This window comes from Micromonospora sp. 15K316 (assembly GCF_004348525.1).
Classification (GTDB): domain Bacteria; phylum Actinomycetota; class Actinomycetes; order Mycobacteriales; family Micromonosporaceae; genus Micromonospora.
This window is the reverse complement of the sequence record NZ_SMKG01000178.1, coordinates 1-12,204: the sequence shown is the minus strand read 5'-3', so window position 1 is coordinate 12,204 and position 12,204 is coordinate 1. Positions and strand designations below refer to the sequence as shown.

Sequence of the window (12,204 nt, the reverse complement as noted above, 5' to 3'; positions counted from 1 at the left end):
CCTTGCCGGTCCTCCCCGTCCACGCCACCCCCCTGCCCGAAATCGCCCTGCTCATCGGCGGCGCCGGCACCCGCCTCGGCCAGGAGGGCTACCAGCTCGACGTCACCCGCCACCGCGTCACCATCCGCGCCAACACCGCCGCCGGCCTCTTCGCCGGAACCCAGACCCTGCGCCAACTGCTCCCCGCCCAGATCGAGGCGTCCCAACGACAACGCACCACCTGGGCCGTACCCGGCGGACGCATCATCGACCACCCCCGCTTCGCCTACCGCGGCGCCATGCTCGACCTGGCCCGGCACTTCCACACCGTCGGCGAGATCAAGACCTACATCGACCTGCTCAGCCAGTACAAGATCAACTACCTGCACCTGCACCTCAGCGACGACCAGGGCTGGCGCATCCAGATCGACTCCTGGCCGAAACTCACCACCGTCGGCGGCGGCCCCGGCACCGGCGTCGACGGCGTCGGCCCCGGGTACCTCACCAAGGACGACTACCGGGCCGTCACCGCCTACGCCGCCGCCCGGCACATCACCATCGTCCCCGAGATCGACATGCCGGGGCACACCAACGCCGCCCAGTCCACCTACGCCGAACTCAACTGCGACGGCGTCGCACCGCCACCCCGCACCGACATCGCCGTCGGCTACAGCTCTCTCTGCATCGACGACGAGCTGACCTACCGCTTCGTCGAGGACGTCATCCGCGAACTCGCCGAGATCACCCCCGGCCCCTACCTGCACATCGGCGGCGACGAGGCCCACGCCACCACCGACGAGGACTACGCCACCTTCATGCGGCGCGTCCTGCCGCTGGTCAACAAGTACGGCAAGCGCGCCTACGGTTGGAACGAGGTCATGCAGGTCGACCCGGCCACCGACGTCATCGCCCAGTACTGGGGCACCGGCACCACCAACACCGACCTCGCCGAGGCCGCCGCCCGCGGCAACAAGGTCGTCATGTCACCGGCCAACAAGGCCTACCTCGACATGAAGTACGACCGCGACACCCCGCTCGGCCTGTCCTGGGCCGCCTACATCGAGGTACGCGACGCCTACGACTGGGACCCCGCCCACCGCGTCACCGGCGTCGGCGAGGACGCGATCCTCGGCGTCGAGGCGCCACTGTGGTCGGAGACCCTGCGCAGCATCGACGACATCGAGTACATGGCCTTCCCCCGGCTGCCCGCGATCGCCGAACTCGGCTGGTCCACGGCAGCCAGCCACGACTGGGAGTCGTTCCGCACCCGACTCGGCGCGCAGGCGCCGCGCTGGCGACTGCAAGACGTCGACTACTACCCGTCACCGCAGGTGCCCTGGCTCTGACCGGCGCACGCCGCCCGGCGGCCCCCAGCTCACTGGCCGGGGGCCGCCGGGTTCCCGCCCGCGGCGCTCGGCACGCGCACCATCTGCGACCACCTGCAACGCCTCTGGGACAAGGCCGTCAAGCCGAGCTGACAGCAGATGCGTCTCGTCCTGGAAGCCGACATCACCTACCGCGCCGGACCGACACCGAACAGCGCCCCACCGGCCGCCGGTGGCGAGAGCCGTTTCGCCGCGGCCGGGGGAGCGATCACCATCGCGGGCGCCCGGCGGCGACCCGCCGCCGGGCCGCCTGGACCGCTGCGGCCACGGAAGGTCAACGGGCCGTCGGCTCCTCCGGCGGGAAGTCGACCGGGTACGGCTGGTCGAAGTCGGCGGACCGGCTGACTTGCTCCCACGCGCTCGCCTCCGCGATCTGCCGCCGCGAGTAGTCCAGCGCCGCCGATGCCGCGTACTTGCCGACGAGCAGGTGTGACGGCAGATCGTGGCGATTGAGCACACGGACAAGGATCTCCGCGGCGCGTTTCGGGTCCCCGGCGGTCAACGCCGGGTTGCTGCGGTCGGCGCGCAGGCCCACCGTGCTCGCGTACTCCGGGGGAACCTCATGCATCTGCATGGACGAACCCGCCCAGTCGGTGGCGAACCCGCTGGGCTCGACGACGAGGGTCTTGATGCCCAACGGCGCCGTCTCGGCCGCGAGCACCCGGGTGAGGCCGTCGACGGCGAACTTGGCCGCCTGGTAGGAGCCCAGGCCCGGGCTTCCTCCGACCCGTCCGCCCAATGACGAGAACTGCACGATCGTGCCGGCGCCCTGCTCCTTGAGCACTGGAATCGCTGCCTTGGACACGTGGTACACGCCCCAGAAGTTCGTGTCGAACTGCCGGCGGAAGTCCTCCTCGGAACCGGTTTCCACGGGGGCGATGTTCGCATAGCCGGCATTGTTGACCACGACGTCGATCCGCCCGAACCGCTTGAGCGCCGCGTCGAAGGCCGCCGCGACAGCGGCCGAGTCGGTGACGTCGAGAGCCACCGGCAGCACACGATCGCCGTGCTGCTCGACCAGGTCGGAGAGCTGCTCGGGCGTACGGGCGGTCGCGACGACCTGGTCGCCGACCTCCAGGGCAGCGGTGGTCAGGGCGCGACCGAAGCCGCGGGACGAGCCGGTGATGAACCATGTCTTTGCCACACTCGTAGCGAAACATGGTTTCACTAATTAGGCAACTGGGTTGTGTTAAATTGTGGGAGTGGCAGCGATCACCCCTCGGCAACGAGCGCGCAGCCCCGAGGCCAAGCGGTTGCGTGAACGCGACATCCTCGCCGCCGCACGCGCACTCGCCACCGAACGCAGCGTCCGGGAGGTCACCCTGACCGACGTCGCGGCGGCGGTCGGCATGCACAAGTCCGCAATGCTGCGCTACTTCGAGACCCGCGAACAGATCTACCTGACCCTGACCGCCGAAGAGTGGCGGGAGTGGACCACAGCGGTTCGCGCACGCCTCGAACACCTCGACACCGTCGACGCCGGCACTGTCGCCGCCACCATCGCCGAGTCACTGGCCTCCCGGCCGTTCTTCTGCGACCTGCTCGCACAGGCACCCTTGAACCTGGAACGCAACGTGTCACTCGAGGCCGCCTACCAATTCAAGACGATCGCGCTGGCCCAGGTCGACACGATCGCCGAGGCTCTGCACCGGCTCCTCGGGATCACCGCACTCCAGGCACTCGACGTGGTGGCCACCGCGACGAGCATGGCCGGAGCCCTCTGGCAGATGGCCGCACCCGGCACGCGACTCAGGGATCTCTACGAAACGCACCCCGAGCTCGCACACGCCGCGGTCAATGTCGGACCGCAGCTCACCCGCATCCTGACCGCCCTGCTGACCGGAATGCGAACAACCCTGCAAGCGTGAAAGACCGGCCACCAGGCCCTGCAGGCGCCCGACGGCAGGGGAGGGGGCTATACGCCACTCGCCACCTCGACCGAGGGGCCCGGTAGTGTCGCCAGGCGCAGCGCCCCCGCACGGAGCGCTGCGCCTGGCGCGAAGAAACGTTCACGAGCGAGCCGGGCCAGTCGGACAGCTCGCACCAACTGCCCGACCGATCCACCACGTACCCTCACGACGGCGGCGGCCCGGCAGTCCGTACCACCACCGTTGCCACCGTCAAGGTCAGTTACCGACCCGGTACCGGCTCGTGATCGACACCCGGTTGAAGGCGTTCATCACAGTCACCAGCCAGGCGACCGCCGAGATCTGGTCCGCGGTGAGCACAGCCGCAGCGGCGCGGAAGTCCTCGTCGCTGACGTGCTCGTCCGCCACGAGGGTGATCGCCTCGGCCAGGCGCAGGGCGGCGCGGTCGGTCTCGGAGAAGTAACCGGTCTCCGCCCAGGCGGGCAGCACGGCGATCCGGTCAGGGTTTTCACCCTTCTTGAGGGCGTCGCGGGTGTGCATGCGCAGGCAGAACGCGCAGCCGTTGATCTGGGAGGTGCGGATCCGCAGCAGCTCGACCAACAGCGGGTCGAGGCCCGCCGCGGCAGCGGCAGTGTCCGCCTCCGACGACAGGGCGATCAGGGCCTTGTAGGCGACAGGATGCTGCTCGCCGATGTTGACTCGCTGAACTTCAGTCATGGTTCCTTCGATCCGTTCGGGTAATCCGCGCCGCGCCCTTCGGGCGCGCCTCGCGGTGCTGCCTGCAGCGTGTTGCCAATCAGTGCGTGCCCCGGGCTACGGCCTCGGGTCGTCGACCTTGAGCTTGTCTCCGGTGTTGGAGACGAAGACGACCAGCAGCCTGGCCGGCTCGGTCTGGCTCGCGTTCTCCGTGAGAACGTGATCGGTACCCGGCTGCTCGACCCAGTTCTCACCCCGGTGGAAGGTGGTCACCGGCTTGTCGTCGAGCTTGCTGCGCACAGTGCCTTCAAGCACGTACGCGTACACGAACGCCTGACCGTGCCGATGCGGCGCCGCACTCGCGTTGGGCGGAAGCTCGACGACCGCCGAGGTGAACGTCTTGCCCTTCACATCCGGAAGGGCCTGCTGGAGCAGCGGCTTGAGGGTCTCGGCCGGACGCGCCGACGCTGACGCCGATGCCGCGCCCGTGCTCGAACCCTCGGCATGGGCGGGCCGGTCGGAGCCAGAGCAGGCCGTGGCCGCCGTCAGCGTGGCGACAGCCAGAAGGCCTGCGGCGATACCGGCCTTCCTGCCTCGCGCAGTGATGGTTTGCATCCAGATCCTTACTGGGAGGGGCGACTCGAGCCCGTAACCTGCTGGCGCAGGGCGCACAGCGGCTGCAGGTGGATACACAGCGTTCGGTGGGTGCTCCCACCGGCTTGCGCGTATCCCTTCGTCGCCCGTTTCGCGTTCTCATCAGGGAGACGAGGTAGCCCCTCCGGGTGTGACAGCTCAGACGCGCACGAGCTTGTCGGGATTGATCACCCTGCGGTACGCGCTGATCAGACCGTCGGTGATCTGCACCGTGTCCACGGAGAAGACCCGGCCTTCCCGGTGGAACACGAGGGCCAGCTCGCCGCCGACCTCGGCGAACTCGATGCGGCCCGGGCGCCACTGGCGTCCCGTACGCACCATGACCTCGGCGACGCGCTCGCCGCCGTGGATGAGCTTGCGTGCCGCGGAGGCCTTGCCGCCGCCGTCGGTGACGTAGACGGCGTCCGGGTGCAGGAGCCGGACCAGGCCGGCCAGGTCCCCGGCCTCGTAGGCGGCACGGAAGACCGTGAGGACGCGTTCGCGCTCCGCCTTCGACGCCTGCGGCGTGGACCGCTTCGCGTTGGCCACCCGCCGTCGTGCCCGCGAGGCGAGCTGCCGGGCACCCGGCACGGAGACGTCCAACACTTCGGCGATCCGGCCGAACTCGAGACCGAAGACATCGTGCAGGACGAAGGCCACCCGCTCCGGCGGGCTCAGCTCCTCCATGATCAGCAACATCGCCGAACTGACGGACTCGTCGACGAGCACCGGCAGCGACGCCTCCGGCCCGGTCAGCAGCGGCTCCGGCAGCCACGGCCCGACATAGGTCTCCCGGCGGTAACGGGCACTCTTGAGGATGTCGTACGACCGTCGCGCGGCCACCGTCACCAGCCAGGCCTGCAGATCACCGACGTCCCGCAGATCCGCTCCGGCCGCCCGCAGCCACACGTCCTGGGTCACGTCCTCGGCATCGGCCACGCTACCCAGCAACCGGTAGGCCACACCGAAGACCGCGGGCCGGTGTCGCTCCCAACCGGCTCCGAGCGGGTCCGCCTGCTCCGACCGTCCGGGCCCGCGCCAGTCACCCATACAGATCGCAACCTCCTCCGACGTGCGGATACCAGCGTAGCCATCCGAACCGGGGACCAGCGAAGGCAGCGCGCAAGCGAACCGGCCCGCGCAGACCCATGCCTCCGGCAGCGCCCGCGCCGCCGTGGTGGGGGATCGGTATGCGGGCGGGACGTGCCCGCACGCTCCGCGAGCTCGCCGATCCTCATCTTCTCAAGCCGGGAGGTACCAGATGAAACTCGCAGTCCGTCTGCCCTGACGATCGCGGGTCGACCTACGCCACGACCTGGTCGAAACAGCCAGCACTGCCGAAGACGCCAGGCTGTGCACGGACGAGCCGATTGCCACCCCCGAGACACCTGCGGGCCCACCCGACTCCGGTGCCACCGGTCACGGCTACCCGCGGTCGAAAAGCTGACCGCGTACGGCGCCGCCGGGGAACTCAGCGGTGTGCAGGTTCGCGTAGTAGTCCGACGGATGCTCGGCGAGGTCCTCGACCAACGCCTCGCCGACGCCGGTCACCGTACCGGAGAGGGCCACGATCGTGTCGGGAACCGCAGTACCGAACAGTGGCATGACCACCGGGCCGTCACTGCCGAACCGCCCCTTGTGCAGGTGGCCGAAAGTCGGTGTGACGCCCACCCACGCGAACGAATAATCCACCCGCGTGCCGCGCGCCTTGACGAAGCCGACGCCCCGTCCGGCCGGATCACCGACGGCCGGCTCTCCGACGGCCGGGACCTCCTGGTCACCGGAGAGGAACGCCTGCTCCACCGCACCGTTCTTCAACAGACCGAGCAGATCGGCGGGGCGCCCGAGCTCGCTCAACTGGCCGCGTACCGCACCGGCGGGGAACTCCTCGGTGTGCAGATTCAGGTAGAAGCTGCCCGGATCGGCGCGGATCGCATCAGCGGTCGCCGGGTCGTCCACGGTCAGCACGCCCGAGGCCGCGCTCGCGGTGGCCGGCACCGGGGTGGCGAACAGCGACACCGCGACCGGGCCGTTTACCTCAGCGCTCCCCGCATGGATGTGAGCCACCGTCGGCGCGCTGATGCCCTCCCAGCGCAGGGCGAACGTGACCCGGTCGCCCTGCACCCGGACGAGGCCGGTGGCACGGCCGTCGCGGTCGCCGAGGATCCGCCCCGCCACTGTCGGCTGGCCCGGCGCCTGCACCAGGTTGAGGCCGTTCATCTCGGCCGCGAAGTAGGTCGCCTCGAGTCTGGCGCGCTGGATGGCGACTGACCGGTCCACCGTGGCGTGCGGCGCACCGTGCCTCATGCCGGCCATGTCATGGTCCATCGGTGACGTCGAGGTGCTCGCGTGCGTGGGAGCCGACGGCGGGTCCGCCGCCGCCTGGCTGCCCGCAGCCGCGGCGAGAGTCACACCGAGCGCCAGGCTCGACACAGCACGAAGCGGAGCTCGCATGGACGTGTCCTTTCGGGGAGGAGGTGCCGTGCGGGTCCGCGTGGCACGACTCAACGCGGACACGAGCCGACGAGGATCCCGGTTCATCACGGGTGAACCGCCGGGGGAGTTCACCCGTGTAGACGGGGACTCCGTACGTCAACGGCCCGAAGGAGAAATCCCCTGTGCGTGCTCCGATGTTCCTCCTCGGAGTGGCTCTGATCGCCACCACCGCCGCCTGCGGCGGCACGTCCGGACCCGCCGGCCAGAGCGCACCCGCCACCGCCGGAGGCGAGAGCAACGCCGGTCAGAACCCGGTGCGCGTCCAGGTGGAGGAGTCGAGCCTCGGGCCCATCCTCACCGACCAGAACGGCCGGACCCTCTACGCGTTCCTCAACGACAAGGACGGCACCAGCAGCTGCACCGACGAGTGCGTCGCCACCTGGCCGGCGCTGATCAGCCGTGAGCCGGCCACGACCGGCACGGGCGCCAGCCCCGACCTGCTGTCGCAGACCGATCGCGCGGAGGGCACCAGCCAGGCCACGTACGGCGACTGGCCCCTCTACTACTACGTCGGTGACGTCGGCCCCGGGGACGTGGACGGGCAGGGTGTCGACAACGTCTGGTTCGCCGTCGGCGCCGATGGAACGCTCGTCAGGACGATGCCCTGAGCAACGCCCCGCAACCCGAATCGTGACCTCGCCCGCTGAGTAGCTGCCGACGGCGGGAAACGACTTCCGCCCGCCCTGGCCGCTCATCTGCACGATCCCACCCGAGCGACGCTCCCGCAGGTGGGGCAGCACGGCACGCACATAGGCGGCCGGGCCGAACAGGTGCTGCTCGAGCACGGCCCGCAGCGCGACATCCGTGATCTCTTCGGCGGCGCCGACCTGTCCGGCGCCGGCATCTTGACGAGCACGTCGACGCGCCCGAACACCTCCAGCGCCCGCTGCACGACCGCGGCCGCTGCCACCGCGTGGTCATGGCCCGGACGCTAAAGCTTCGAGCGCGCTTGACAGCAAACCGCGTTCAGGCTCGGAGGCGACACGCGGTCCGGCCATCGCATGATCCACGATCATGCGATGGCCGGAACGAGGCGTCCGGCAGCGCGGAGCCGGGGGAGAGGTATCAACCCGCCCAGACGTTCCATCGGCGGACGTCAAGATCAGCCCTCGGCCACGCCCACCACGAACAGGCGTCCACAACCGCAGTGCGACGATCCGGCGACGACAAGGTCCGCGGCAAGTAACCCGACCACGAGTTCGCTCAACGCGGCGGTCGAAGCAGGCCGAGCGGGAACCGTGGTTGGCCGCTGGCCTCGGCGCTCACCGGGCCGGCACCAGACGTCCAGTGGAGTCGCCCCGCCCCGAGGACGCGACAGGCCTTCCACTGCCGCCCGGCGCTCGGCGATCAGCTGGCTCTCCAGCGGTGGAACACCGGCGCCAGGTCGACCGGGCTGGCCGCTTGCGCCTCGGCGCGGAAGGCGACCGGCGTCGACACCCCGTACCGGTGCGCCGTCGCGTAGTCGCGCAGGAACGCCAGCCACCTGTCCGGACCCATCGTCCGCTCCAGATCGTGCATCAGACACGACCCGAGAAGGTAGACGACCAGGTAGTAGCCGCCGTTGGCGTTGAAGTAGTTCATCCCACTCGTCACCTTCGCGTCCGGCGACGGCCAGAAGGGATCAGCGCACACCATGTTCTCGTCGCCGGTCGCCCGTTGTTTCGCGTACTCGGCGATCGCCTCGTCCAGCCACGGGTCGGCGTACTGGTCGTTGCCGACGAGCCCGTACCACCATTGGTGCGCCAACTCGTGCGCGACCGCGGTGCGGGCCGGATAGGTCACCACATAGGTGGGGTACTCCATGCTTCCCCAGTCGAAGTGTGACGAGACGAGGTCGACCTCCGGATACGGGTAGCGACCGAACCAGCCGGCGAAGGTGTCCATGTATTCGACAGCTCCGGCGAGCGTGTCGTCCGCCTCTGCCGCGCTCACGTCGTCGGTGAACCACAGCCGGACCCGGACACCGTGGCGGGTCAACGCTTCCCGCTCGCCGAACGGGCCGGCGGCGAACGCGAAGTCCCGGACGCGCTTCGCGGCGATCGTGGTGAGGGTGCGGCCGGGTCTCGCGGGCACGGCGACCGCGGAACCTGTCGCCGGGATCGCGAGCGCGCGCGGGTGGTCGAGGCGCACGGCCCAATCGGCGGTCAGCGAGTAGTTGCTTTCCCCGCCGGTGCTGTACGGGTCGAGGTGCCAGCCTTTGCCGTCGTGGACGGCCAGGACCGGCAACGCGTGACCGAGCAGATAGTACGGTCCGTTGTGGCCGAAGCGGGCATCCCGATCGGGCACCGAGATATGGAGATCGAAGCGCAGGAGTGCGGGCTGCCCGGGCCGCAGCGGGTGTGCCATCCGCACCGGCAGGGCGGTGCACCCTACGGCCGGATCGCCCGCCGTGCCGCCGGACAGTCGCGTGACGCGCACCGCCGGTGCCGCGCAGCCGTCTTCGCCGTTGCCCCACAGGCGAAGCCAGATCGTGTCCAGCACCACGCCGGTGGTGTTGACGAACCGCACGCTCATGCCGCCGCGCCAACGGGCTCCTGTGTCGTCCGCGGTCAGCCGCACGTCGTAGTTGACGAACCCGGGTCCGCGGGACTCCTGCGGGAAAGCCCGCGGCACCGCCTGAGTCGGCGCTTGAGCCGACGCCGGGCTGGGTGACACCGTGGCTGCCGCCCCCACGAGCAGCAGAAGGGTAAGGGCCCGGGACAGGTGCCGGTCAGAACGCGAGCGACTCAGCAGCGTCAGGCTCGACATCGATTCTCCCCGTGTCGTCGACAGACTTCGGTCTATTGACGCTCGTGTGTCATCGCCAGCATGTCCGCCCCCGCCCGATTTCGCGCGGAGCGGCATATCGATGGGGCCCCTGGATCCGTCTCGATTCCGGTTTGCCGCAGGCACGCCACACCCACCACGGCGACCGCCCGCATGCCGCCCTCACCAATCAGCCGCAGGCCCGCCGAGCAGCCGGCTGCTCGGCCAACCGGGAGTCCAGGCAGGACGGCGATCAGCGAGCTCGGCAGCCCCACAAGCCGTCCCCGCTGGTGTTCGATAATGTACATTATGTCAAGTAAACGGAATCCGGCCCTCCCTCAGCAGGGGTCGAGGCGGGCCGCCACGAAGGCGGCGCGCTGTGCCACCGGCCCCGGCGGAACCTCGACCAGTTCGTAGCCGTACTCGGCGTAGACGCGGGCGTGCAGCCGACCGAAGGCCAGCGCGTCGGCCAGGCTGATCCGCCGGGCCGCCGTACGGATGACGAAGCCGAGCGATCCGACCAGGAACACCGTGCGCTGGTAGATCCGTTCCCGGTCGACCCGCTCGAGTTCCGCGGTCAGTTCCGGGCCGACCGGGTGCCCCAGATGTTCGGCCAGGGCCAGGGTGCACAGCGGCGAGCGGTCGTGCACCTGCACCGGGCCCCGCGTCTCGGCGTTCCGGCGTCGGCGCTGCAGCCGGACGACGGCCGCGACGAATCCCGGCTCGGCCCACGGCTGCGCCACCCCGCGGGCCTGCTCCGCCGCGATCACGTCGGTGGCCGCCTCGTCGACGACCGGATAGCCGCGCTGCCCCAGGGCGCGCGCGATGCTCGTCTTGCCCGCTCCCGGAGCGCCCGTCAGCACGTACCGGCGCATGACATCCTCCCCTGACTTGTCCGGTAATGCGAAATTCGTGCATAATATGCCTTATGCATGACAGACGGGATGAATCGGTACAGTTCTGGATCGAGGAGTTCCTGACCGCGCGCGCGACCCGCAAGCCCTCCCCCCACACCCTGGCGGCCTACCGGCGGGATCTGCGCAGCGTCGCGGACCTGGCCGGGGAAGCCCTCTCCCCTCCCCTGCCCCTCGACGCGCTGCCGATCGACGCCCTCTCCCCCCGGCTCATGCGGGCGGCGTTCGCCGGGTTCGCCGCTCCCCGCGCCGCCGCGTCCGTCCACCGTGCCTGGTCCACCTGGAACAACTTCTTCACCTTCCTGGTCGCCGAGGGGGTCGTACCGGGAAACCCGATGTCGGCGGTGGGACGGCCGCGTGCGCCGCTCCCCCAGCCGAAGCCGCTGCGGGGTGAGGACACCCCGGAGGAGCTGCTGGCCGCTGTCGCCGGGGAGGCCGGCCGGCAGCGTGACCCGTGGCCGGAGCGGGACCTGGCGGTGCTGGCGTTGGCGCTCTGTGCCGGGCTGCGCCTGTCGGAGCTGCTGGCGCTGCGGGTGGCGTCGGTCACCGGTCGCGCGGGTGAGCGGCGGGTCGAGGTGGCCGGCAAGGGCGGGCGGCCGCGGACGGTGCCGATCGAGGACGCCGTGGACCGGGTGCTCGCCGACCATGTGGAGAGTCGCCGGCGCCGGTTCGGGGCGCGCAGTGTGCGGCCGGATTCGCCGCTGCTGGTGGATCGGCGGGGCGAGCCGCTGCGCCGGGGTGGTCTGCAGTATCTGGTGGAGTCGTGCTATCGGCGGGCGGGCATCACCGATCGGGTGCCGCGGGGCGCGCGGTTGCACGCGTTGCGGCACACCTTCGCGACCCGGTTGGCGGAGGACGGGGCGGGCGCCGCGGAGATCATGCGGTTGCTGGGGCATGCGTCGTTGACGGCGTCGCAGACGTACATCGAGGTGACGGCGGGTCAGCAGCGGGCGGCGGTGCGGTCCAACCGTACGAACCGGGCGTTGGCCGGGTTGGTGGGTCGGGAGTCTTCGGCGGGGTGAGTCAGTGGGCGCGGTGTCCGCTGCCGTCGGCGGTGGTGGGCAGCGGGCCGAGGACGGCGTTGACGAGGTGGATGCGGGCGCCGGTGGCGAGGTAGTCGGCGCAGACGGCGTCGGCGGTGTCGCCGAAGCGGGTGGTGTCGCCGGTGCGGGTGACGGTGAGGGCGGTGCCGTCGAGGGTGGTGGTGGTGCCGGCGGCGGCGAGGTCGTCGAGGGTGTGGGTGCCGGCGATGAGGTGCGCCTTGAGCAGGGTGCGCAGCTTGTCGTGGTCCCGGGTCATGAGGGTGTCCCAGGTGTCGTCGGAGAACTTCTTGACGAAGGCGTCGTCGGTGGGGGCGAGCAGGGTGAGGCCGTCGTGGTCGAGTTCGGTGAGTAGTCCGCTGGTGCGCAGGGCGGCCTCGAAGGTGGTGAGGGTGGGCATCCAGGTCAGGGCCTGGTCGACGGGGAGGCCGGCGCTGTCTCTTATACA

The 12,204-nt window shown here is 70.3% G+C and carries 12 protein-coding genes and 1 pseudogene; 4 read left to right on the top strand and 9 right to left on the bottom strand.

Annotated features, from left to right (window positions below; translation table 11 throughout):
* Positions 1–1,325 (top strand): family 20 glycosylhydrolase (locus E1211_RS24795; protein ID WP_132351403.1); only part of this gene is annotated, 1,325 nt, incomplete at its 5' end.
* Positions 1,326–1,638: 313 nt separating this feature from the next.
* Here the strand turns inward: E1211_RS24795 and E1211_RS24790 are convergent.
* Positions 1,639–2,508, bottom strand: coding sequence for an SDR family NAD(P)-dependent oxidoreductase (locus tag E1211_RS24790; RefSeq protein ID WP_132351402.1), 870 nt, complete (start codon positions 2,506–2,508; stop codon positions 1,639–1,641).
* Between the two features lie 58 nt (positions 2,509–2,566).
* Here E1211_RS24790 and E1211_RS24785 point away from each other — a divergent pair, with 58 nt between their 5' ends.
* On the top strand, positions 2,567–3,232 hold the full coding sequence (locus E1211_RS24785) for a TetR/AcrR family transcriptional regulator (RefSeq protein WP_132351401.1): 666 nt from the start codon (positions 2,567–2,569) through the stop codon (positions 3,230–3,232).
* A 258-nt stretch (positions 3,233–3,490) separates the two neighbouring features.
* On the opposite strand, the gene E1211_RS24780 is transcribed toward E1211_RS24785, so the two are convergent.
* From E1211_RS24780 to E1211_RS24765, 4 genes are all read right to left on the bottom strand, one after another.
* The gene (locus E1211_RS24780; protein ID WP_132351400.1) at positions 3,491–3,949 is read right to left on the bottom strand and encodes a carboxymuconolactone decarboxylase family protein; all 459 of its coding nucleotides are present in this window, start codon (positions 3,947–3,949) and stop codon (positions 3,491–3,493) included.
* Between the two features lie 96 nt (positions 3,950–4,045).
* A complete protein-coding gene (locus tag E1211_RS24775) occupies positions 4,046–4,543 on the bottom strand; it encodes a cupin domain-containing protein (protein ID WP_132351399.1) in 498 nt (165 codons plus the stop codon).
* A gap of 177 nt (positions 4,544–4,720) precedes the next feature.
* The gene (sigJ, locus tag E1211_RS24770) at positions 4,721–5,611 is read right to left on the bottom strand and encodes an RNA polymerase sigma factor SigJ (protein WP_132351398.1); all 891 of its coding nucleotides are present in this window, start codon (positions 5,609–5,611) and stop codon (positions 4,721–4,723) included.
* A 375-nt stretch (positions 5,612–5,986) separates the two neighbouring features.
* Positions 5,987–6,868, bottom strand: a complete 882-nt coding sequence (locus E1211_RS24765) for a CHRD domain-containing protein (protein WP_207915500.1) — start codon at positions 6,866–6,868, stop codon at positions 5,987–5,989.
* Between the two features lie 311 nt (positions 6,869–7,179).
* Here E1211_RS24765 and E1211_RS24760 point away from each other — a divergent pair, with 311 nt between their 5' ends.
* On the top strand, positions 7,180–7,665 hold the full coding sequence (locus E1211_RS24760) for a hypothetical protein (RefSeq protein ID WP_132351396.1): 486 nt from the start codon (positions 7,180–7,182) through the stop codon (positions 7,663–7,665).
* A 90-nt stretch (positions 7,666–7,755) separates the two neighbouring features.
* On the opposite strand, the pseudogene E1211_RS33815 reads toward E1211_RS24760, so the two are convergent.
* The 3 genes and pseudogenes from E1211_RS33815 to E1211_RS24745 all read right to left on the bottom strand — a co-directional run.
* Positions 7,756–7,842 (bottom strand): annotated as a pseudogene (locus tag E1211_RS33815) (short-chain dehydrogenase/reductase); the annotation flags it as partial.
* A gap of 562 nt (positions 7,843–8,404) precedes the next feature.
* On the bottom strand, positions 8,405–9,901 hold the full coding sequence (locus tag E1211_RS24750) for a M1 family metallopeptidase (RefSeq protein ID WP_132351395.1): 1,497 nt from the start codon (positions 9,899–9,901) through the stop codon (positions 8,405–8,407).
* 239 nt (positions 9,902–10,140) lie between these two features.
* The gene (locus E1211_RS24745) at positions 10,141–10,677 is read right to left on the bottom strand and encodes an AAA family ATPase (protein WP_132351394.1); all 537 of its coding nucleotides are present in this window, start codon (positions 10,675–10,677) and stop codon (positions 10,141–10,143) included.
* 53 nt (positions 10,678–10,730) lie between these two features.
* Between E1211_RS24745 and E1211_RS24740 the strand changes: the two genes are divergently transcribed.
* A complete protein-coding gene (locus E1211_RS24740) occupies positions 10,731–11,738 on the top strand; it encodes a tyrosine-type recombinase/integrase (protein WP_132351393.1) in 1,008 nt (335 codons plus the stop codon).
* Position 11,739: 1 nt separating this feature from the next.
* Here E1211_RS24740 and E1211_RS24735 read toward each other — a convergent pair.
* A partial coding sequence (locus E1211_RS24735) for a fasciclin domain-containing protein (protein ID WP_132351392.1) occupies positions 11,740–12,204 on the bottom strand: 465 nt, incomplete at its 5' end.